This is a genomic window from Pontibacter saemangeumensis (assembly GCF_039541895.1).
In the GTDB taxonomy this organism is placed as follows: Bacteria; Bacteroidota; Bacteroidia; order Cytophagales; family Hymenobacteraceae; genus Pontibacter; species Pontibacter saemangeumensis.
On the sequence record NZ_BAABHC010000029.1, the window covers coordinates 216,753 to 238,683 of the forward strand.

At 54.0% G+C, this 21,931-nt stretch carries 24 protein-coding genes and 1 riboswitch; of the genes, 15 read left to right on the forward strand and 9 right to left on the reverse strand.

The window, feature by feature from the left end; genetic code table 11:
• Positions 1-32 precede the first annotated feature (32 nt).
• The 4 genes from ABD920_RS19370 to ABD920_RS19385 are packed head-to-tail and all read right to left on the reverse strand — an operon-like array spanning position 33 to position 2,735.
• Positions 33-305, reverse strand: coding sequence for a Trm112 family protein (locus ABD920_RS19370; RefSeq protein ID WP_345161334.1), 273 nt, complete (start codon positions 303-305; stop codon positions 33-35).
• The gene (locus tag ABD920_RS19375) at positions 302-952 is read right to left on the reverse strand and encodes a thiamine phosphate synthase (RefSeq protein ID WP_345161336.1); all 651 of its coding nucleotides are present in this window, start codon (positions 950-952) and stop codon (positions 302-304) included. Before ABD920_RS19375 ends, ABD920_RS19370 begins: the two co-directional genes overlap by 4 nt.
• Positions 949-2,013: an AIR synthase-related protein gene (locus ABD920_RS19380; RefSeq protein ID WP_345161338.1), complete on the reverse strand. Its 1,065-nt coding sequence runs from the start codon at positions 2,011-2,013 to the stop codon at positions 949-951. Before ABD920_RS19380 ends, ABD920_RS19375 begins: the two co-directional genes overlap by 4 nt.
• The gene (locus ABD920_RS19385) at positions 2,010-2,735 is read right to left on the reverse strand and encodes a class I SAM-dependent methyltransferase (RefSeq protein WP_345161340.1); all 726 of its coding nucleotides are present in this window, start codon (positions 2,733-2,735) and stop codon (positions 2,010-2,012) included. Before ABD920_RS19385 ends, ABD920_RS19380 begins: the two co-directional genes overlap by 4 nt.
• A gap of 75 nt (positions 2,736-2,810) precedes the next feature.
• Positions 2,811-2,907, reverse strand: a riboswitch (TPP riboswitch).
• Positions 2,908-3,140: 233 nt separating this feature from the next.
• Here ABD920_RS19385 and ABD920_RS19390 point away from each other — a divergent pair.
• Both ABD920_RS19390 and ABD920_RS19395 read left to right on the forward strand, forming a co-directional pair.
• Complete coding sequence (locus ABD920_RS19390) at positions 3,141-4,007, forward strand: DUF2911 domain-containing protein (RefSeq protein ID WP_345161342.1); 867 nt, start codon at positions 3,141-3,143, stop codon at positions 4,005-4,007.
• Between the two features lie 90 nt (positions 4,008-4,097).
• The gene (locus tag ABD920_RS19395) at positions 4,098-5,015 is read left to right on the forward strand and encodes a class I SAM-dependent methyltransferase (RefSeq protein WP_345161344.1); all 918 of its coding nucleotides are present in this window, start codon (positions 4,098-4,100) and stop codon (positions 5,013-5,015) included.
• Between the two features lie 208 nt (positions 5,016-5,223).
• Here the strand turns inward: ABD920_RS19395 and ABD920_RS19400 are convergent, their stop codons facing one another.
• From ABD920_RS19400 to ABD920_RS19415, 4 genes are all read right to left on the reverse strand, one after another.
• Complete coding sequence (locus ABD920_RS19400; RefSeq protein ID WP_345161346.1) at positions 5,224-6,579, reverse strand: IS4 family transposase; 1,356 nt, start codon at positions 6,577-6,579, stop codon at positions 5,224-5,226.
• A 165-nt stretch (positions 6,580-6,744) separates the two neighbouring features.
• The gene (locus ABD920_RS19405; RefSeq protein ID WP_345161348.1) at positions 6,745-8,442 is read right to left on the reverse strand and encodes a sodium:solute symporter family protein; all 1,698 of its coding nucleotides are present in this window, start codon (positions 8,440-8,442) and stop codon (positions 6,745-6,747) included.
• Positions 8,439-8,585, reverse strand: coding sequence for a hypothetical protein (locus ABD920_RS19410; protein WP_345161350.1), 147 nt, complete (start codon positions 8,583-8,585; stop codon positions 8,439-8,441). Before ABD920_RS19410 ends, ABD920_RS19405 begins: the two co-directional genes overlap by 4 nt.
• A 63-nt stretch (positions 8,586-8,648) precedes the next feature.
• Entirely contained in the window at positions 8,649-11,195 is a 2,547-nt protein-coding gene (locus ABD920_RS19415) for a PIG-L family deacetylase (protein WP_345161352.1), read from the reverse strand.
• A 434-nt stretch (positions 11,196-11,629) separates the two neighbouring features.
• Here ABD920_RS19415 and ABD920_RS19420 point away from each other — a divergent pair, with 434 nt between their 5' ends.
• The 5 genes from ABD920_RS19420 to ABD920_RS19440 all read left to right on the forward strand — a co-directional run bounded on the left by ABD920_RS19420 (position 11,630) and on the right by ABD920_RS19440 (position 14,651).
• A complete protein-coding gene (locus ABD920_RS19420) occupies positions 11,630-12,331 on the forward strand; it encodes a hypothetical protein (RefSeq protein WP_345161354.1) in 702 nt (233 codons plus the stop codon).
• 291 nt (positions 12,332-12,622) lie between these two features.
• The gene (locus ABD920_RS19425) at positions 12,623-13,288 is read left to right on the forward strand and encodes a DUF2461 domain-containing protein (RefSeq protein WP_345161356.1); all 666 of its coding nucleotides are present in this window, start codon (positions 12,623-12,625) and stop codon (positions 13,286-13,288) included.
• On the forward strand, positions 13,289-13,669 hold the full coding sequence (locus ABD920_RS19430) for a DUF3221 domain-containing protein (protein ID WP_345161358.1): 381 nt from the start codon (positions 13,289-13,291) through the stop codon (positions 13,667-13,669). It begins immediately after the preceding gene.
• A 5-nt stretch (positions 13,670-13,674) separates the two neighbouring features.
• Entirely contained in the window at positions 13,675-14,034 is a 360-nt protein-coding gene (locus ABD920_RS19435) for a Rieske (2Fe-2S) protein (RefSeq protein ID WP_345161360.1), read from the forward strand.
• A 149-nt stretch (positions 14,035-14,183) separates the two neighbouring features.
• Positions 14,184-14,651, forward strand: coding sequence for an STAS/SEC14 domain-containing protein (locus tag ABD920_RS19440; RefSeq protein ID WP_345161362.1), 468 nt, complete (start codon positions 14,184-14,186; stop codon positions 14,649-14,651).
• 27 nt (positions 14,652-14,678) lie between these two features.
• On the opposite strand, the gene ABD920_RS19445 is transcribed toward ABD920_RS19440, so the two are convergent.
• Positions 14,679-14,882: a hypothetical protein gene (locus tag ABD920_RS19445; protein WP_345161364.1), complete on the reverse strand. Its 204-nt coding sequence runs from the start codon at positions 14,880-14,882 to the stop codon at positions 14,679-14,681.
• Between the two features lie 715 nt (positions 14,883-15,597).
• On the opposite strand from ABD920_RS19445, the gene ABD920_RS19450 reads away from it, so the two are divergent.
• The 8 genes from ABD920_RS19450 to ABD920_RS19485 all read left to right on the forward strand — a co-directional run bounded on the left by ABD920_RS19450 (position 15,598) and on the right by ABD920_RS19485 (position 21,817).
• On the forward strand, positions 15,598-16,158 hold the full coding sequence (locus tag ABD920_RS19450) for a vitamin K epoxide reductase family protein (RefSeq protein WP_345161366.1): 561 nt from the start codon (positions 15,598-15,600) through the stop codon (positions 16,156-16,158).
• Between the two features lie 2 nt (positions 16,159-16,160).
• Positions 16,161-16,544 (forward strand): SPW repeat domain-containing protein, encoded by a 384-nt coding sequence (locus ABD920_RS19455; RefSeq protein WP_345161368.1) that lies wholly within the window; start codon positions 16,161-16,163, stop codon positions 16,542-16,544.
• Between the two features lie 114 nt (positions 16,545-16,658).
• Entirely contained in the window at positions 16,659-17,750 is a 1,092-nt protein-coding gene (locus ABD920_RS19460) for an acyltransferase family protein (RefSeq protein ID WP_345161370.1), read from the forward strand.
• A 447-nt stretch (positions 17,751-18,197) separates the two neighbouring features.
• Entirely contained in the window at positions 18,198-18,848 is a 651-nt protein-coding gene (locus tag ABD920_RS19465) for a hypothetical protein (protein WP_345161372.1), read from the forward strand.
• Between the two features lie 212 nt (positions 18,849-19,060).
• Positions 19,061-19,744: an alpha/beta hydrolase gene (locus tag ABD920_RS19470; protein ID WP_345161374.1), complete on the forward strand. Its 684-nt coding sequence runs from the start codon at positions 19,061-19,063 to the stop codon at positions 19,742-19,744.
• Positions 19,710-19,961, forward strand: coding sequence for a hypothetical protein (locus tag ABD920_RS19475; protein ID WP_345161377.1), 252 nt, complete (start codon positions 19,710-19,712; stop codon positions 19,959-19,961). The genes ABD920_RS19470 and ABD920_RS19475 overlap by 35 nt, the downstream gene beginning before the upstream one ends.
• Positions 19,962-19,964: 3 nt before the next feature.
• Complete coding sequence (locus ABD920_RS19480; protein ID WP_345161379.1) at positions 19,965-21,104, forward strand: NAD(P)/FAD-dependent oxidoreductase; 1,140 nt, start codon at positions 19,965-19,967, stop codon at positions 21,102-21,104.
• Positions 21,105-21,313: 209 nt separating this feature from the next.
• Positions 21,314-21,817 carry a hypothetical protein gene (locus ABD920_RS19485; protein ID WP_345161382.1) on the forward strand — a complete coding sequence of 168 codons (504 nt, stop codon included), beginning with the start codon at positions 21,314-21,316 and terminating at the stop codon, positions 21,815-21,817.
• Positions 21,818-21,931 lie beyond the last annotated feature (114 nt).

A 21,931-nucleotide genomic window follows, 5' to 3' on the forward strand; every position in this document is an offset into this window, starting at 1 on the left:
CGTAGCGCCAGGATTCAGTAGCGTCATTTTGCCTAAGCTTGTCCCTGCAGCAGGAACCGGGTTGCTTCATTTTCCCCGATAGCCAGATTCCATTTTTTCAGGATTGGCTCCTCGAGTGCTTTTTCCCTATACTCGTCAGGCGTCATGATCGGGATGCCATATATAATCGGGTAATACCTCCTGCAGGCGGGGCAGGTGAGCAGGCCCTCTACTATATCCCCGTTTTCGTGCTGTGCAAAAACCTTGATCTCCAGGTCGTGCTTGTCCAGCGGGCAGCACAGTTTGTTCAGAAGTGATGTGTTCATTTTTTCAGTTTGTTTAAGGCGTATATATAAGCGGCCGCGGATTTTTGGGGAGAGGCGGCGTTCAGAATGCCGGATATAACCGCTACCCCGGCAAAGTCCAGTTCCTGCAGCGCTGCCATATTCTCTGTTGTTATCCCGCCTGAGAGAAAAAAGGGAATCTGTGTGATTTCCCTTGCTTTCTTTACCGTCTCCGGGCTTACGATTTCACAGCTTCCCGCTGACAAAGAAGGGAACATGGCGCAAAAGGAGATATAATCCACCCGGTTTTGCTCGGCCCACCGGACCGCCTCCAGGTCGTTGCCGCAGGTAATGCCGCAGATAAAGTCTCTTTTGATCTCAGCTTTGATGACCTCATAATCTGCAGGGATGGTATCAAAATGCACCCCGGCCAGTCCGGTGTCTTTCAGCAACTGCCATTCCTCATTGATCAGCAAAGGCACGCTATAAGCTGAGGCGACTGCCAGTATATCCCCGATCAGGTCTTGTTTGGCGGACAAGCCAAAAGAAGCAGGCCAGTTGTTCCAGACCTGCAGCAGCCGGACACCTCCCGTCAGCGCTTCCTTCAGTTTGTGCAGCAACGTAGCGCGGTTCATTTCCGGGTCCAGCACGAGGTACACGCCACCAGTTATCAAATTTTGTTTCTTCATTTCCAACCTGCATTAAGGGCCTTAAAGAAGGCTTCCCAATAGGGGTCTTTCCCATCAAAAGAAAACGCCTTCTCTTCGCCGTCCTCCACAATTCTGAACCCATCACCCTTCGCTGTCATCTCCCCTACCACAGTCGCTTTGATGGATCTGGAACTGAGATGACGGATAAGCGTCTCCTCTTTCCCTTTTCGTACCGCCATGACCATAGCGCCAGCCCCGACGCAAAACCGGTGGTCAATCTCAAACAGCCGCGTTATCCGGCGCTGGGCTTCCCCCACGGGAAGCGCTTCGTCATATAGCCTGAAACCGCAGCCGGAGGCTTGCGCCATCTCGCAGATAGCCCCAACCACGCCGCCCTCCGTCACATCGTGCATGGCTTTCAGCTCCACATTATTTTGTAGTATCTCCGTGGCAGCCAGGGCATCTTTCAGAGAAGAGGTCCGGTAGAAATTCTCACATCCTTGTTCATATACCTCTTTGCCCAGCCTGTTCTTCACCGTCTCCGGGAAGCTCATGGCCAGGATAGAAGATGCCACCAGCGCGGTCTCCTTGGTTACCACAAGCACATCCCCGGGCTCGGCCCTGTTGCTGGTGATGATCTCATGTAGAGGAGCCGTCAGGAACATAGTGCCTCCGCCCGATATGGTAGAATTCTGGCCTTCAATCTGCCCGGTGTGCCCTCCAGTGATGGAGACCCCGATATCTTCGCAATACTGGTGGATATAGGCCCAGTACTCTTGGAAGGCTCCGAGGGAAAGGCTGGGCGGCAGGTTGAGTACGAACTGCGCATACATCGGCGCGAAACCGGTAGAGGCCATATCGTTCGCCAGCAGGTGCACTGACAGCCAGGCAGACGCTTTCATACCGATGGAAGGGATGAGCGAGAGCGGGTCGCTGGAGACAGCCATCCCCAAGTTATTGCCCAGGTCGATAACGGCGGTGTCTACGCCAAACTTCGGCCCTACCAGCACTTCCTCCCGGTGATAGCCGCATTGCGGCAGCAGCACATCCTTGAATGTGCTGGCGGCTATTTTTCCTGAGTTGTCTTCGAAGGCACTCATTTCACGTCATTTAGCCGTACATGCAAGCCAAAGAAATCGCCGTAGGGCTGGCTCCACTGCTGCACCGGGAACCACTTCGGAAGACCAGTGGCTGTCCACTCTATCGTATAATCACGTCCCTTAAGGGCTTCATCAATTACGGCAGTAAGTTTAGCGGGCGTGTAGAAAGTGGCGGTGACGTAAAAGGGGTTCTTGCCAAACGCTTGCTGGATTCTTCTCCTGGCCACCTTCGGGGAGTTCCGGTTCATCATCCCGAACACGATGCCGTATTTGCCGACGCGCACCGCTTCCCGGATCACCTTTACGGGATCTTTGTAGTATTCGAACGTAGTGATGAAAGCCAGGGAGTCGAACGTGTGGTCCTTGAACGGCATGTGGTGGGAGTCGGCCAGCACAAGGTCTCCGTCGAATAGATGAGCGCCCTGCCCCAGCATGAAGGGGGAGATATCGCCGCCGCTGGCCTCGATGCCGATCTCTTTCCACCAGCGGGTGAAGCGGGTGGTGCCACAGCCGAACTCCAGCAGGGTTTTCACCCGCCCGTCTTTTTTGATAAGATCGCCGATGACTTTCTTCTGCCAGACTTCGGCGCGTTTGTAGCGGCCCTCATACCAGAGTTCATAGGTGTCGGTATGGTCGCGGTTAAAGAACCACTCCTCGCGGCCCTGCCATTTGCGCAGGTTTTGCGTAACGAGGTCGAATTTTTGTTGTTGAAGATTGCTCATGGCAGGTATTTTTAAGGTTAAAAATAGCCTGACGAGAAAAGCAGATAGGGAATGGCGGGAGAGCAACGCAAAAGGTGCTCAGATAATTTACATTCCTACGCTGGCATTATCCAGATCAGGTGCAGGGTATGATCTCAGCCTGACATTTTATCAAGCACCCCTTGTATGATAGGTGAAGGTATGAAAATTTTATAAAAGTGCCGAATTAAATAAAATGTCCGCACCCGCTTGCCGCGCCTGCCGCCTATACGGAAAAGCCTGCAGACATAGTGGTCTGCCCGGGTTTGAAAAGGTAAAGGGATGGGTGAGACTCCGGGCGGTGCTGCCGGCAAATTACACTGGCTAAATCATGATATAATGCGTAATATTGCACCAGCAAAACAATCTTAATTTAGAAGCATACCCATGAAAAAATCATTTATCGGCTTTGTACTTTCTGCCGCCCTTTTATTCGGTGCCGGAGCTACGCAGGCGCAGGGCATTAAAATGCCGGCAGCAAGCCCTTCCCAGAAAGTGGAGCAGGCAGTAGGCCTTTCCACGGTAACCCTCGACTATTCCCGCCCTTCTGCCAAAGGCCGCACTATTTTCGGCGACCTGGTGCCTTACGGCAAAGTGTGGCGCACCGGCGCGAACAACTCCACGGTAATCAAGTTTTCAGATGACGTGACCATCGAGGGAAAGAAAATTCCAGCCGGAGAGTACGCCATCCTCACCATCCCGAACCAGGACGAGTGGACGGTTATCCTGTCTAAAAACACCAAGCTGGGAGGCAACGTGGCGGACTACAAGCAGGAGGAAGACCAGGCGCGCTTCACCGTGAAGCCGCAGCAGAACCCGCGCAAGGTGGAGTCCTTCACTATCAACTTCGCGAACCTGAAAACGGATGCTGCGGATGTGGAAATCCTCTGGGACAACACCATCGTGCCCTTCACTGTCAAAACCGATGTAGATAACAAGGTGATGGCCCAGATCCAGAAGGAGGCGATCGACAACGCGAACGCAGATCCGAATGTATATGCCGCCGCCGCCAACTACTACCTCGAAACCAACCGCGACCTGAAGCAGGCCCTCACCTGGATGAAGAAGGCCAACGCCAAAGACCCTAAGTTCTGGAACCTGCACGCGCAAGCCAAGATCGAGGCAAAGATGAAGGACTACAAGAGCGCCATCAAGACGGCTGAGAAATCAATCGAGCTGGCGCAGCAGGCCAAGAACCAGGACTACGTGGCCCTGAACCAGAAAGCGATCGCCGACTGGAAGAAGATGAAATAAAGCCTAAGCCGCTTTCATCGTATATAAAGCCTCCGGGGAAGTGTTTCCCGGGGGCTTTTTTATCCCTTTACATTTAAGACCACAGCTACCGTGCAAGAGGAAAAACAACATTCGGAGGAGCACCTGGGCCCGGCCCGGGAGTATTGGTGGAACGAGGATTACCTGGAGTTGCTGGCGAAGCGTTTATATATAGAATACTGCCAGACGCTGGTGGACATCGGCTGCGGCAAGGGCATGATGGGCTTCAAGTTCTCGAGGTATATGCCCCCCGGCGCCAAGGTTTACGGCGTGGATTACGAGCCGGGCTATATAGAGGAGGCCCGGCAGCGGGCGCAGAGCCAGTTCGGCCACAACAGCATCGACTATGAGTTCAGGGTCGGCAACGCCACCGACATTCCGCTGCCCGACAACACCGCTGACGTGACGCTGTGCCAGACGCTGCTGATCCACGTGAAAAACCCGCAGCGCGTGATACAGGAGATGATCCGGGTGACGAAGCCGGGCGGCTGGGTGCTGGCGCTGGAGCCCAACAACCTGGTGCCCAACCTCATGTTCGACCGCTACGGCGAGACAGACTATAACGTGGAGAGCATGCTGGATGTGCTGGAGGTGAAGCTGCGCATCGAGAAGGGCAAAAAGCAGCTCGGCGAGGGCTTCAACTCCCTGGGCGACGTGATCCCGGACCTGTTCCTGAAAGCGGGCCTGCGGGACATAAAGGTCTGGATCTCGGACAAGGCCCTGTCCATTATCCCGCCTTACGACACGCAGGAGAAGATGCTGCGCGTGGAGCAGATGCTGCAGTGGGTGGAGTCGGAGGCGATGGGCTACGATTACCAGGACAACCTGAACTACTATATGGCCGGCGGCGGGCAGAAAGAAAAATTTGACGCGTACTGGCAGACGCTGCTCTACAACAAGATTATGCTGAAGGAGAAGCTGCAGAACGAGGAGTACGTCTCGGCGGGCGGAAGCCTGGTCTATATCGTGGCGGCCCAGAAGCCAAGGTGAGAGGATGTTTGGCGGCTCCAACCACCCCCGCCCCTCCTTGTCCAAGGGGGGGAATCTGCTTCTGTTTCCTCAAACTCCAAAGAATATAGCTAACAGGAAATTGTCAATTTGAAGTATATTCTATATAAAACATATATAGCTTTGCGCTGGAGGCATGGAGGGAAGAAGAAGGATTAGAAAAAACTCCCCTCCTTAGACAAGGCTACGATTAGGACACAATTTGCCTGGCCAGGAGCCATCCATCGTATATCTTCTGGAAGTCGATGAATCCGCGGTGCAGGGCGATCACGCCCGCCCGCTTCTCCTGCGGCTTCCATCCCCCCAGCCGCGCCAGCACCCAGTAGCAGTAGGGCAGGGTGCGGGCAGGGTAAGGGTTCTGCTGCCTCAGGGTCCTGCCCTCATACTGCTCGTTTACCGCCTCCAGGCATTCGAGCTGCTCGTCGGAGAAGGCGCCGGCCACCGGCTGGGGTTCCTCTTGCCGCGCCGAAAGGTGCAGCAAGAGGGTTTTGGCGGCGGCAAACAGGGCCAGCAGCGTGAGCTGCACCAATCCCTTGCCCGTCTCCACCTCCAGGGCCTCCACGTTGAGCCCCTTTTGCTTGAGGAGGCGGAAGACCTGCTCGATGTTCCAGCGCATGCTATACCATTCCACCACCTCCAGGGCCTCCTCCAGGCTCCTGACACGGTGGCTGGTCAACAGGCGCCAGTGCACCGGCTGCTGGCCCTGCGGCACGTTTACCTCCCGGACCTGCACGGCCTGCAGCTCCCTTTGCCCCTCTTTGAGCTGCAGCGTGAGGGTGCTGTAGCGCACCTCCAGCCTGGCCTGGCGCCGCTGCCGGCCCGTGCGCGCCTCACGTTTGAGGGTGAGGGTACGGTGGCCGGCCACAGGCGCGGTCGCCAGTGCCGTGGAGAGCGTGCCCCCGCCCGAGAGCAGGCGGTCCTGCGCCGAGCGCACCAGCAGGTGGCTCCTCTCCGCCTGGGGCACCCGCCCGAACAGCTCGCCTATGTCACCCTCCCTGTCGCAGATGTGGGTCACCATGCCCGCCCTGGCCAGCAGCTGGTTGCTGCTCTGGGCCGACTCGATCCAGCGGAAACTCTCCTTCTCCTCGATGGGCCGGCTCTTGTAGGCCCTGCGCGACTTGTCCGGGGCTGCCGCGTCCCGGCTCCAGCACTTGACCTGGCTAAAGCCCAGGCAGCGCCCCGTGGTGGCGTCGACCACCAGCGAGGGGTGCAGGAAAAAGCCCAGCGAGGCCCGGTCGCCGATCACCCCCAGCTGCCGCTCATCGGAGATGTTGTGGCGGTTGCGCTCGAAGTTGGGCTGGGTGGTGTCCTGGATCACCAGGTAATGGGCGCCGGCCTCGACTTGCCTGAGGCAGTCCCGGCGCAGGAACTCCGTCACCTGCCCCGTCTCCAGGCGCGGGTTATGCAGCAGGCGGTAAAAGCTCCGCTGCTCGGCCTCATTCTTTGCCAGTCGATGGATCACCACACTCTCTTTTTCGATGATGCTACGCGTTAACACCTCTATACGGCGGGCAATCCGCTCGTCGCTGAATATACTTCCCCTCATTTGTTCCTGTTTCTGGGGCAAACACAACCTCAGCTAAATTTGTGTCCTAATAGTAGCCTTAGACAAGGAGGGGCAGGGGTGGTTGGAGTTCAGACGGAGCGCTCAGAACCAAGTAATCTATCTATCTCGCAGCGTCCGCAGGACTTGCGAGTGTCGGGCCAGATGTTAAACCTTCACCCCCTTCTTCCCGACGAACGGCTGCAGCACAAAACCGAACACAATCACGCAGACACACCCGATCACGTTGAACCACAGGAAGGCGATATCGGTGCGGTAGTAGCAGTAGAGCACCACGAGCTCGGCGAGCACGGCAGCGAGGAACACGGCATTGCCGCGGACATAGCGGAAGTAAAAGGCCACCAGGAAAATCCCCAGAATCGTACCGTAGAAGATGGAGCCGACGATGTTCACGGCCTCGATGAGGTTATCGAGCAGCGAGGCAAACATGGCAAAGAGGATGGCAACCGCTCCCCAGGCCACAGTAAAAGCCTTCGAGGCCGTGACGTAATGCTGCGGGCTGCCCTGCTGTTTCACCGAGCGCTTGTATATATCCACCACGGTGGTGGAGGCCAGCGCATTCAATTCCGAGGCAGAGGAAGACATGGCCGCCGAGAAGATAACGGCCAGCAGCAGGCCCACCAGCCCCGTCGGCAGGTACTTCATCACAAAGGAAATGAACACGTAGTCGGTGTCCCTGACCTCCGCCTCCGGTGTGGCCTGCCTGATCACCTCCTTCGCCTCGTCCCGCACTCCCTTTGCCGAGTTGGTCAGCGTCTCCACTTGCTGCTGCGCGCTGGCAATTGCGGCCTCATCCTCTCCCCTGAGGGCCGTTACCAGTCCGTGTACCGCCTGCTGTTTCTGCTCAAATACGGTGGTGTACTCCTCCTCCAGCTGCCGCAGGTCGCCGGCATAAGGCGTGGCATATACCAGGCTCTTGGCCGCCTCGTTGAAGAAAACCGGCGGCTGGTTGAACTGGTAAAACACGAACACCATCACGCCGATGAATAGGATCAGGAACTGCATCGGGATCTTCAGCAGCCCGTTGAACAGCAGCCCCAGGCGGCTCTCCCCCACCGACTTGCCGCCCAGATAGCGGGCCACCTGGCTTTGGTCGGTGCCAAAGTAGGAAAGCGCGAGGAACAGGCCCCCAGTTATCCCAGACCAGAAGTTATAGCGGTCGTCCCAGTTAAAAGAGAAATCCACGACGTTCATCTTTCCCATTTTGCCGGCCACCGCCACGGCGTCCCCGAAACTTACGTTCTGGGGCAGGTAATGCACCACCATATAGCCGGCCACCAGCATGCCGCCCATCATCACGGCCATCTGCTGCTTCTGCGTCACGCTCACCGCCTTGGTGCCGCCCGACACGGTGTAGATCACCACGAGCAAGCCGATGATCAGGATCGTCACGTTCAGGCTCCAGCCCAGCATGGTCGACAGAATGATGGCGGGCGCATAGATGGTGATGCCAGCCGCCAGCCCGCGCTGCACCAGGAACAGCATCGCCGCCAGCGAACGGGTCTTCAGGTCGAAGCGGTTCTCCAGGAACTCGTAGGCCGTGAACACATTCAGCTTGTAGAAAATGGGGATGACGGTGATGGAGATGATGACCATGGCAATGGGCAGCCCGAAATAGAACTGCACGAAGCGCATGCCGTCCTCATATGCCTGCCCCGGCGTGGAGAGAAAGGTGATGGCGCTGGCCTGCGTGGCCATCACAGACAGCCCGATCGTCCACCACTTCATGCTGTTGTCGCCCTTCAGGTAGCCCTCAATGTCTTTGCTGCCGCGGGTTTTCCAGACGCCGTAGGTCACGATGAAGCCCAGCGTGCCCAGCAGCACGACCCAGTCCAGTAGCCTCATTCGTACACTTTCGTAAGGACGTAAAACAACAGGATCAGAAAGCCCAGATTGCCCAGCACCAGCCAGTACATGCCGGACCAGCTTTTAAAGAACGGTGGCTTCGCGAGGGGCTTTTCTGTGTCCACGGGGTTTGTGTCTTCCATCGGGTTTCAAGGGTTATGGGCAAAGCTATATATAGGAAGCTTTGAGGTGGAGATAGATTTTGGTTACTTCTGCCCGGAGGCCTTGGAAGAGGAGGAGGCGGGCGGCGTATTCGGCTCCAGTGAGATGAGGTTAGCGAACAGCCTGTAAGCTCCCGGCACCCCCGCCGGCAGCTCCCTGAACCACGAGTAGCCAGTGTATATATAATTCCCCTTGCCGTACGGCGCAATCAGCAGGCCTCCCTCGCGGGCGGGCTCACCCGGGTCGTTAGAGGATAGGATTGCCTGGTACTCTTTGCTCCACTCGCTCGGAAAGTACAGGCCGCGTTCCTGCACCCAGCCCTCGAAATCCTTTTGCGTGATCTTGTTGGGCGTGTTGAGCACCGGGTGGTTTGGCTGCAGCATGCGCACCTCGGCATCCTCTACCGCCACCCTGTCGCGGGAAAGCTGGAGCGGGTACGGGGCGATCTCCGGGAGCACGAGGCTGTGGTTGGTGTTGTACTGCACGATCAGGTTGCCGCCGTTCTTCACGTAGTCCAGCAAGGTGGGCTGGTAAAACTTGAGCCGGTCCACGGTGTTGTAGGCGCGAACGCCCAGGATGATGGCATCGAACTGCTGCAGGCGGGACAGGCGCATATCCGCCTCCTGCAAGAGCGTCACGTTATAGCCGATCTGCTGCAGGCTCACGGGTATCTCGTCTCCGGCGCCCATCACGTAGCCGATGTTCTGCCCCTTCGTCTGCAGGTCCAGCTTCACGATTTTGGCCGTTGCCTCCGGCAGCGTTACCTGCGCCGGTATATGGCTGTAGTTGATCACATGCAGGCCCTTCGTATAGCTTTCGCCGTTCAGGGTGGCCACGGCTTTCAGCTCTGCCTCCTGCTGCCCCTGCGGCGGATGCACCGTGAAAGACACCCGCTGCTCCGCCCCTTTGGTTTTCAGGTCGAAGGGCACGGAGGCTGGTTCGGCGCGCCAGCCTTTCGGCAACTGCAGCTTCACATTCCCGGCAATGTCGTTTTTGCCAGACTTCACCAGCACCTGCACCTGCTTCGGCTCCTGGCTCGCAAACATGTACACGCTCTCCGAAACATTCACAAATACGGGCGGCGTGATCACGAACGGCCTGTACACTTCGCCTTCCACCGGGTCGGTACGCTTATATACCACCGGCACGGTTAGCTCCAGCGGCTGCCCGCTCACCTGCAGCGCAAACGTCGCCTGCACGGCAGGTTCATTCTCGGGCATGCCTACCTCCTGTTGGTTTTCCACGGCAAACATCCCCACGGTGCCTGGCTTGCGCAGCCAGTACGGCTGGGAATACGGCAGGTTCTGCGGCAGGGTGGCCGTGGTGCTGTAGGTAACCGGCTCGTTGTTTTTCAGTTGCTGGTTGAGCGTGGTGTCCTGGGTTGCGAAGCTGTAGCGGACGCGCTGCAGCGTAACGGGCACGGCAGACCGGTTGATGGCCTCTACCCGCAGCGCCACCGGCTGGCCCGGTGTGGCCGCATAGTCGTTGGCTGTCACTTCTATATATAAGCCCATCGCATGCTGCAGCACGTCCTGTAGTTCTTCAAGCTTCACGCGCTTCCAGTAGCTGTCGGGCAGTTTCTCCAGTTCTTTTTTAGCGGCGATGAGCGTGGGCACCACCGCTGCGGGCGCCATAGGGTTGTAGCTGTCGATCGCCTTCTGAATGAGCTTGGCCCCCGGCGCGCCGCCCTTTACACGGCCCCAGCTGGTGTCAACCCCCTCGAACAGGTTCTTCTCCGCCTTGTCGCCTTTGGTGTGCTTCAGGTACTCCAGGGCAGTGCCCCGCGAGCCTGAAGAACCAAACCCCTGGCTCTTGTGCATGCTGCGGCTCTCGGCGGCCAGCTCCCCGTAAGACTTGCCCAGCAGCGGGTTATATATCCCCACGTCTATTTTCAGAAGCTCATCCACGTATTTATCAAACTCGGACTGGCTACCGAACGACCAGATGCCCGTGTTCCAGAGCAGGCGTTTGGGTTGCCACACCTCCACGTATTTCAGCTGCTCCGGGAAGCGCTTTGGGTCTCCGGCGGCCTCGAAAGCCTCCTCAGCCAGCACCGCGGAGCCGCTGTGGTGGCCGTGGCCGGCGCGGCTGTCCGGCGGAAACCGCGTCACCATCACATCCGGCCGAAACTTCCGGATCACATACACCATATCCGCCAGCACCTGCTCCTTGTCCCAGATGGTGAAGGTCTCCTCCGGGTTCTTTGAAAAGCCGAAGTCGTTGGCGCGGGTGAAGAACTGCTTCCCGCCGTCGGTGCGGCGGGCCTGCAGCAGTTCCTGCGTCCGGATGAGGCCAAGCCCTTCCCGTATCTCCGGCCCGATCAGGTTCTGGCCCCCGTCGCCGCGCGTCACGGCCAGGTAGCCGGTATTGTACAGTTTCTCGTTGGCGAGGTACGCGATCAGGCGGGTGTTCTCATCGTCGGGGTGCGCGGCCACATAGAGCACCGACCCCAGCACGTTCAGCTTTTTCAGGTCTTGCAGCACTTTGGCCGCCGAGGGCTTGGCGGGTGCCTGTGCCCGGGCGGCAGGCAGTGCAAGGCACAACGCCAGCAGGAACGGCAGGCTGCGGCGGAAGAGAGGAAGTTTGCGCATTTTTGTTTTCTGTATCGGTATTTCAGGGAGTCGGCACTTCATGACCGGCTCTTTCTGTAAAGCTATAAAAATAACTTGAGGTAAAACACTGCAATTCCCGGTGTGTCTGCAGAAAGGCGCCTCCTCCAGATAAACAGCAGCAGGCACTGTATGGGCGCCTGAAGCAGCGGCAAGAGGAAATTATTCTTTAAATATTGCTGTTGCGCATACTACAGGCCTGGTTGCAGGCGTATATTATAAAAAAATTAAATTTTAATTGCATCTATATTAGAAATAATATATGTTTGCCCGATGCCCGGTGCATAATTACGCTTTCTATTTTGATGTTTGTACTTTAATATAACAGAAGATAAGGCATGGCAGCAGCAGGCTTTATTCTTCCAGTCAAGCTTTCTGCTACGCTACCGTCAGCCCTTAAAAAATTATTAAGTAATATGCCAAACCAGAGAGAAAGCCTGATTGAAGACTTTGCCTTCGACCATATACAGTCCTACTATGCCACCCGCACAGGCACCACGAAAATTCTGGCTGACAGGGCCGAGCGCACCAGGCAAGGGCATCTGACCGACGGCCTTTTCTCTTTTCAGAACCCGGATAAAAGCCTTTTTGTCGCTTCTCTCAGCACCAGGAACTCCCCTAAAATAGCTGCGCTTCTGACGAACTATAAGAACAAGGGCCTCAGCAAACTGCGATACTTATCAGCGGGCTTGCTGCTGCTGGTTTCGCTCTATTTAGCTATCAAGGTAGCGCAACTGCCTTATATATATGCCTTGCCCCTAGCAGTGGTCGTGGCTGCCGCCGGCTTTGTGCTGCACAGCATCCTGGAGAGAAAGAACCTGAAGCGGAAACTGGAGCACCTGCTCAACGACCTGAAGAAAACACCTGCCGACGAGCAGTGGCTTGGTTTATCGATCAGCAGCCTTGCTTTCCGCCAGAATGATCTGGCAAAGCACCTGCTCCGTATATGCCAGCGGCGCGGCATCGGGGTGATTACCGTAGGCAAACGCGCCAAGGTGGTGCAGTTGCAGGAGCCCAAGACGCAAACCTGCCGCCGGGGCGATTTTCTGTCGCTGTATGAGGCGGAAACTCGCATCCGCAAAAGCCTGCTTGGCGATTCCTACCTGCGTGTAGCGTAACTGTAGCTTCGTTGCTAAAGGTAAAGCCCTGATGTCGCAGACTCATCTGCAACATCAGGGCTTTACCTTTAGTAGTATATAGCTGGTACCTTTTAAAGCCACGCCGTAATGGTTTTGAAATTGAGGCACCGTGTTCTCTCAGCCCTAAAGCAGTTTTAATCGACTACACCACTATAAGAAGAAGCCATGACCTTTTTCCTGCTCATCCTCCTCGCGATCATCGTCATTATTGGCCTCATCTGGTTCCAGTCCAAAACACCAAAACACTAAGCCCGACCCTAAACTGTGATCATGGATAATTACGCTGTACTTGCTTTTCTGCGTGCGCTGCAACAGAACAACAGCAAGCCCTGGATGGACAGGCACCGGGAGGAGTACCGGCAGGCAAAATCAGATTTCACGGCGCTTGTTACCCTCCTGCTCCCTGAGCTTCAGCAGTTCGACCAGCGGCTGCATGGCGTAAGTGCAGCGGAGTGCCTCTTCAGAATAAACAAAAATGACTTCTCTAAAAAGGGAGAAGCCCCGTATAAAGGTCATTTCGGGGCGGGCATATCGCCCGGAGGCCGCCATTCGCCGTATGCTAATTATGTGCTGGTGCTCGAGCCAAACGGGAAATCAAGGGTTGGCGGCGGCATCAGGAAACCCGGCAAAACGCAGCTTGACCTGATCCACGAGGAAATAGACTACTGCCCTGGAGAATTGCAGGGTATTTTAAGAGAGCCGGCCTTTTACGCGGCGTTCGGAGAATTGCGCGGCGAACAGCGTAAATCCGCACCGAAAGGCTACGATAAGTCGCATCCGGAGATAGCGCTGCTCCGGTACAGCGGGTACCAGGTGCTGCACTATTTTACCGACGAGGAAGTGTGCTCCCCTGATTTTATATATAGGCTGCCGCCGCTATTCAGGCTGCTAAAACCCTTACACGACTTTCTGAACCGATCCATAACTGAACTTTAAGTGAAAAAGCATCCCCTGATTTTAGTTTACATTACCCTGCTCCCCCTGTTGCTCTTCAGCAGTTGCAGCGATGAGCCCAAGCGTATTCCAGACACGCTGCCCGATGTGCATGGGTATATCGGCAGCATCAAGCGCACGGCAAACAACAACGACGCTGCCAAAGCCGTGGTGATGGTGAAGGCAATGGAGGGACTGGAGGCAGATTACCCGGACGCCAGCATCAGGATAGACGAAGACACGAAGATCGAGGACATGAATGGCAAGTCCCTGAAGCTGGAGCAGTTGCGCGAAGGGCATGAGATACAGGCCTGGTTTGAGGGCGATGTGCTGGAATCGATGCCGGTGCAGGGATATGCCAAGGCTATACGGGTTATATACTAAAGCCGATGCCACAGCCTGACACTCAGTATACCTGGCACAAGGTATTTCCCTCGGAGGAGGAAGCCAAAGCACAGGTGGCGCTCCGGAAGCTGCATCACCTGGAGGTGGACGGCCGCGCCATCTGCTTTGCACATACCGCCGCGGGCTTCTTTGCCCTCGACGATGCCTGCCCCCACCTGGGCCACGCCCTGAGCCGCGGCACCACCAACTACCTGAATGAGGTGATTTGCCCCTGGCACAGCTACCGATACAACCTGGAAAGCGGCCGCGAGTGCGACTACCGCACCCGGAATGCGGTGCTGCACCCCGTAGAAATCCGGAGTGACGGGGTATATATAGGCATCAGGCAAAAACCTACTGCCTGACAGGTGCCGCCCCCTGCCCATTATATTTGTGCCGCTCTTTTACTTCCACCCCCCTTTTTACGTATTACATCTGCCTACATGGCATTTAACAGCCTTTTTAACGACCACTTTTGATTTTTAAACAGTCTATATACAAGCCAGGGGGAATAATGGCACCAGTTGTACCTGATTATGACAAGCAAGTGGCGGCTTGGCCGGCGCCAGTGCAGCTTACGCACCTGGAAGGGGACTTATATGCGACTCTGATCTACCACAAAGGCTATATAGAGGCGAAGTGGTCGGGGCACATTAATGCCGATGACGTGGTGACGGCGGCGCAGGTTTACCTCGCCCTGCTCGAGAAAACACCGGTTCCGTCACTGCTAAACGACAAGACCAATGCCTCCGGTGACTGGTCAGAGGCAAACGACTGGCTGGAGTTTGAGTGGATGCCACAGGCAATCCGGTCAGGGCTTCGCTGCCTGGCCCACGTCTACTCGAGCAACATGTTCAGCAGACTGTCGGCCAGAGATCTCTTCCAGCGCCTCACGCCCAGCATCAACATGCAGAACTTCAGCGACCGCGAAGCCGCTGAGGCCTGGCTACTTTCCTACTCTACTGCTGACGGCACCGCCTGATGCCGGAAGACTCGCCGGCGCTCCTTGTTATTTTAGAACTACAGCCACAGGCGCCTCTGCTGTAACCTCAACGGTATCCAGCAGCACATCCATCACAGGCTGTTCCACGGAGGCATTAGAAGGAGTGTTGTAGCTGGCAGCTACGTTGGCAGGCTCATGCACACGAACTGTCTCGTTCATGGCAAGACCGAAACCGAAATAAGAGGCGAAAAGAAGAACGACGATTTTCATAGTGTTAAATTTTAGTTGTTTATCAATTATTTGATGTTTCAAAGATAGTATATAGTACTATGTAATGCAAAGTACTGTTTCGTTTACAACAAACTCTTCTACAGACACTTCGTTTTTGTCTGTCAACTCCGGTGCTACTCCTATCAATTCTTAAATATTTTTTCGCTCAAAAACTGCCAGAGCGATGGGTAGCGTTCAGCCTCTTTCCTTTTATTTCACCCCCCGAAATCACTCCAGGCGAACAAAGGAACATCATGCTCCCTTATTTGAGAGAAGGATGCAGCCAGGCCATATATGGACAGCAGCGAAAAAAGCCACAGCACCAGCAGGCTGAAGCTCGGGATAAGCCTGTCCTATATAGCTCTGGCTTTAACCAGGCCTATGGTCTTCATTCATGATGTACCTTACTGCAGCACATCGATTCAAAGCTACAGGGTGGCCAGGCAAGCTGGATTCTAAAGCAGGAAGCGTTGTAAGGGTACCTGAAACAGGGATATCAGCATCAGACCATCCCCTTCTAATAACATCGCTCTGATTTATATATAAGTTATATCGCCTGCCCGCTGAGGTAACCATAGCAGCCCCTCAGCTCGCCAATGCCCCCTCCGAGGTGCTGCTCAGGCCTGTTCAGGACAAAACAGAACGCAACGCGTTAAGCCACGTAGTAAAGGCCTATACTCTCTAAAAACATGGATAACACACAAAGAACCGTGCTATGAGCGAAAAAGAAGGCATACCACCGGGGTGGAGTTACAACCCCGCCTCTTGGGGGCAACGCCTGCCCATTGTAGGGCTGGCGATAATTGGTTTCGGCATTGCCACCTATATGGCCCTCTTCCAGTTGAAAGTTTTTGACACCGTTTGGGAACCGTTTTTCGGCAACGACAGCCGCAAAATCCTCACTTCCAGCGTTTCCAAGATACTACCCATCCCAGACGCCGCACTGGGAGCCATCGGTTATCTGGCCGATGCCATTACCGGGGCCGTAGGGGGCACGCGCCGCTGGCGCACCATGCCCTGGATCGTGATCATGTTCGGGCTCGCTGTCGGTCCGCTGGGGTTTATCAGCATTCTGCTTGTGATTCTGCAACCGGTGATGTTTGATGCCTGGTGCACCCTCTGCCTCTGCTCTGCGGCCATTTCTGTTATCATGATTGGCCCGGCCATGGATGAGTTCATGGCGAGCATGCAGTACATGAAGCGCGCCAAAGATGCCAGGGTTTCGTTATGGAAAGCGTTTTGGGGCTATAAGGAAGTACAAGGAAAAGTAATCTGACTATGTGGGCACAAATCATAAATGCCATACTGGGGATCTGGCTGATGGCTTCCCCAGCCATTCTCGGTTTTGAGAACATCGCCGCCGACAACGACCATGTCGTCGGTCCGATTATCGCGTCGTTCGCAGTCATCTCATGGTGGGAGGCAACCCGGGTGGTCAGGCTTTACAACATCCCGTTGGGTGCCTGGCTGCTGCTAGCCCCATGGGTACTGGGTTACGACAGCACAACGCCTGTCCTGAACGATATGCTGGTCGGGGCCGTGGTAATAGGGCTGAGCTTTGTGAAAGGGAAGGTGACAGAGACCTACGGCGGTGGCTGGTCTGCCATCTGGAAGTCAGATAGCCTGCATGCGCAGGAGGCCCGGAAGCAGCCGCGGGTGTAACCTGCAATCAGTGCAGGCGGGGGAGCATATCCGCTATCATAATTTATTGTCAGAAAAATAATGCTGCTATCTTTGCTTTAGAGTAAGCTTAATTTATTTAAAGTTTAGATAGTATTGCCTTCCTTAACCCACGACAGAATTGAAGTCTTTGACCTACTGAGAACTTTGGCTGTTTCTACGGTAGTATTGGTTCATTTTAGTGGCGTGCCTTTGAAAGGAAGTTTAGCAGGTTCTGCTGTTGATCTCTTTTTCGTATTATCCGCAATACTGGTTAGTCAGCCGCTCCTGTCAGCTTATAAGGACAGACAAAGCGCTAACCTGACTGAATTTTATGTCAAACGCATAACTAAGATTATTCCATCTTATTATTTTTTTATTTTTTCAGGTTACCTTATTGCCTATCTTTTCATAATGCCTATCTCTCCGGAGAATGTAATCAAAGCATATGAACTTCCGGAATACCTTCTTTTCTATAGAAACTTAGCTGGTCCCCCACCTCGCCTTATTTTTGAACATGTCTGGTCTTTGTGTGTGGAAGAGCAATTTTACTTGATACTTCCTTTGGGTTTTTATATAGCTCGGAAATTATCTGGTTTCAGCATAAAGAAACTGGTTCTTTACTTGGCCGGAGTAGCGCTCTTAGGCATTGTTTTCAAACTTCAGGCGCTTCTAACTTCCTTTGCGGAATGGCCAACTTACACGCATAACCGCATTGATGCTTTTGCCTGGGGTATTCTTACACTCATATTTCTGAAAAGCAGGTATATAGAAACCAGTGTTCGCTTTCGCAGGTTACAGCCGCTTTTTTTGATAATAGGGATCTCGACCCTCTGCGTTTTCCTAGCGGTTGATTATACAGCGACAGATCCACATGAGCTAATACTGAGAACAGTGTCACCTATTTGCTGGTCGCTGATTATAATTGGGTCTTTCCACTACAAAATTCACTATGCCAACGCCTTTAAGAGGGTTGCAATTTATAGTTACAACCTTTACCTATGGCACTTTCTGTTAATTATACCCGTAGAATATTATTTTGGCACAGGCATAAAAGGGTTCATTATCTATATGTTCCTGAGCTGCGCCTTCGCTATTTTCGCTACTCATCTCATCGAGAATAAATTCTTAAGATACCGAATACCTCTTATTTTATTTCTAAAGCGAATGCCCAGGACCAAAGCCGAAACAACTGCCTACCTCCTATAAAGGAAATGCATCTTTGCCAGCAGTAGGTTTATATCTGATTCTCAAACCTCTATACATTTGAGAATAAAACTCTACTCTTACTGTATATGGTAAAGGTTATTCCGACTGGAATATATGCTTCTGTTAGTTCTGATTATAGATATCTATTGCTTCTAAAAGCTCCAAAACGGGATAAGTTTGAATTTAAACAACAAAGGAAAAACAACGCCTATCTATTTTCTCAATTTGCCTTAAGGTCTACAAGGCAAAAAAAATTTATATCGTTTACATGGAAGGAGAGGAAATTTTCAAATAAAATTTCCTCTCCTTCCATTTTTTTCTGGCATCGTTCAAACTATAGGAAGCTCTGCATCGAAAACAGCTATTCACCAATAATTATTTCAATATATTTAATAACTTATTCTGCAATAAAACGGTTTGAAGTCAATATTTATATGCCTCAATCATATGAAACCAAGGGCCCACTTTTACTCACAAATCCGCACACTGCTGAAAGCATTATTATTTTATGTTCCGGCCCTTTTAATAATGATAGCAGTTTATGCACAACCTTATGTAGAGATAGGCGATCTAACCCGCGATGCTATATCCGTTGCAGAAGGAAGGTTTTACTACGGCCTAGTTTCTAACTTAGGCATTCTACTATGGTGTGCAACTGCCGCCATATGTCTTTTCACGGCTGTGCTTCTCAAGGACTGGAAGCTAACCTATCACCGAAACTTTCTGTTATCCGGCGGCTTACTTACCATTGTACTTTTAATGGATGACTTTTTCCTCCTGCATGAAGCAGCCATACCGATGCTTTTAGGAATCGGTGAAAAATACGTTATTTCCATGTACCCCCTTCTTATGGTGTTGTTTCTGGCTTGCTTTATAAACAAGATTCTGAATACTGGCTATCTTGTTCTGTTATCTGCCCTCTGCTTTCTAGGCCTCTCCGTTTTAACTGACGCATTTGAGACAAAAGTTGCAAGTGAGACTTTCTACCTTCTTGAAGAAGGATTCAAGTTTATGGGAATAGTAGGTTGGTTTTACTACTTTACTAGCACCTGCCTGCTGGTTCAAAACATAGCTATGAAAAAAAAACTTTACCAATAGCCGAAGAAGAGGAAGTGCTGGAGGTTGAGTAGTGATAGCACGTTCAGAAAACATCCATTGGTGCGGTAGCAACAGCCTTATCACCGCCTGCTGTATCGCCATTGGATAGACGATCTCCGTCGAATTCTACTAGATTTAAAACACTTTTCCCATAGGCATTCGTAAATCAGCAAGAACCGTAAACTACCTCCTCCTGCTGCGTATAGCCATGCATGAGTACTATTTACCTAATCAGCGGCCTGGGTGCCGACTGGCGCATGTTCCGTTTCCTGAAACTGCCGGAGCACCTGAAGCGGCATCATGTGGATTGGATAACGCCCCAGCACTTAGACGAGCCTTTGCATGCCTATGCGCAGCGCCTGAAGCAGCAGATAACCGATCCCCACCCTATTCTCATCGGCCTGTCCTATGGCGGTTTGGTAGCCATTGAGTTGGCTAAAATCCTGCAGCCATGCAAGACGGTCATCATCTCCAGCCTGGCTACCCGACACGATTTGCCGAAGTACTACCGCGCACTGGGTAAAACAAAGCTTCATATATGGGCCCCTTTGAAGTTACTGCAAAGCGCCCTGCCCCTGGCCCCCTGGTTCTTCGGGGCCCATACCGGGGAAGACAGAAAGCTATTGAAACATGTTATCCTGGACATAGATGAACAGTTCCTACGCTGGTCGCTTGGGCAGATGCTGAACTGGCAACAGCACGACCTGCTGCCGGGGCTGGTACAAATACATGGGACTGCCGACCGGGTGCTGCCGCTACGCGACAGGCCGGGGCTGATTAAAGTAGCCGGGGGCGGGCACCTGATGGTGATGAATCGGGCCGATGAAATAAGTGCTATCTTGAGCAAAATTCTAAAGACCGATGAGCAAGAGCAAATACATCGTAACTACCCCTGACGGACAGCAGGCGGACCTTACACATGCCATTATCCTGAAGAGCAACAACTTGTACCCGTTCGGGCCGCACAACTACGCCATATATGAAACCCCGGACAGCACCTTCGTGAAAGGCCTCAACAAAGGCGAGCGCGAAGTAATGCTCACACATTTTGAGAAGCTCGACGAAACCAGCGCCCGCCACTACAGCCACCCCTATATCCGAACAGACGAATAGCCTATGGAGCTCAGTTTCTGGGAGCGCGACTCCTATTTCAGTAACATCGATGCTTTAATCGTGGGGAGTGGAATTGTCGGCCTCAACGCTGCCCTGCACCTGACGACTTTGAAGCCGCGCCTGAAGGTGATGGTGCTGGAACGTGGCCTGCTGCCCACCGGGGCCAGCTCTAAAAACGCGGGCTTCGCATGTTTTGGCAGCCCCTCAGAGCTGCTGGATGACCTGGCAAACCTGCCGGAGGAAGCAGTGTTCAGCCTGGTGGAGCGCCGCTGGCGGGGGCTGCAGCGTCTCCGCCACAACTTAGGCGACGCTGCCATCGGCTTCCACCGCTGGGGAGGCTATGAGCTTTTTGAGGAGCACCAGCAGGGATTGTATGAAACTTGCATGGAGCGGCTCCCCTACCTCAACAACCAGTTACAGCAGATTATGGGCGATGCGGCCATATACCGCCGCGCAGATACAAAGATCAGCGGCTTTGGCTTCCGGAAGGTGCGCCACCTGATCGAGAGCACCGCTGAGGGGCAGATCGACACAGGCAAAATGATTCTGGCTCTTACCCGGAAAGTGCAGGCGCTGGGCGTGCTCGTGCTCAACGGCCTGGAGGTTCAGCAACTGCAGGAGGAGCCCGGCTCTGTCAAAGCGCATACAGCCCATGGCATCCCCATCAAGGCGAAGGCTGTACTCGTAGCGACCAATGGCTTTGCACGGACGTTGCTGCCGCAACTCTCCATTGTGCCGGCCCGGGCGCAGGTGCTCATTACCAACCCGATTCCCGACCTTCGCATAAAGGGCACGTTCCACTACGACAGGGGCTACTATTACTTCCGCAACATCGGGAACCGCGTGCTGTTCGGCGGCGGCCGCAACCTCGATTTCAAAACGGAGCAAACGACGGAGTTTGGGCTGACGGAACTGGTGCAGGGGCAGCTGGAACTGTTGCTGCGTGAGGTGATACTGCCAGACACGCCTTTTGAGGTGGAACAGCGCTGGAGCGGCATTATGGGCATGGGCGCTGAGAAAACAACCATCGTGCAGCAGGTTTCAGGGCGCATCAGCTGCGCCATCCGGTTAGGCGGCATGGGCATTGCCATCGGCTCTCTGGTGGGAGAAGAGGGAGCCGAACTGGTGCTGCAGCAGATTTGAAATTTTTAAACTGGCGCGCCTGTTCTTATAAAGAAACAGATACAACCCGGAAGCGGCCCTGTTTGGCTATTTCTGCTATGATACAGCGCATTTTTTACCTTGACGAGGAGAGAAAACATTGTCTTTCTGCCTCCTGGAACTAGGACTGGAGCAATTTCAGGCTTGTTTTTCAGGAGGAGGCGATCTGTTCCTTTGCCACGAGGAAGCAATTGGTCGCCGGGCGGCAGTTTGTGCTGCCGGACGGGCACTTGCTATCGGTGCGTCTGAAGCGCGGTTTCCGGCCCGAACTGGAGTTGCTGCACGACGGCCTGCCGCTGCCGGGCAAGAGCACAGCCCCGCTCAGCCAGCAAAAAACGGTTTGGCAACTGGCCCTGTTTATGGGTGTTCTGAATATAATGGCTGGTGCGGTGGCAGCGGGAACAGACGCAGATATCCTGCTGAGTATTGGCTTCGGGTATGGCAGCATCGTGCTTGGCGTGATATATACCGTGGTGGCCTTGGCCGTCCGTCGGTTCGCCCCGTTCGCTGTCTATGCCATCGCAGCAGTGCTTTTGGCAGACTTGGGGCTGCTGTTTGTATTCACTGCGCTAAGAGAAGGCCCCAGTTCCCCTGTCTCGGGGATGTTACTGAAACTGTTCCTGGTGTATGCGTTCCTGAAGGGCCTACGGGCCATGAAGAGGCTTAGGGAACTGGCTGCCGCAAAACATGCCTGATGATACCACGTCGCGAAAACCTTCTTCCCTATCTATGGCTTCCTCCTTTTAGATTAAATTGCACGGGAATGGCATTTTTACTGTAGCTGTGGAAAGAAGTATATATAAGATAGC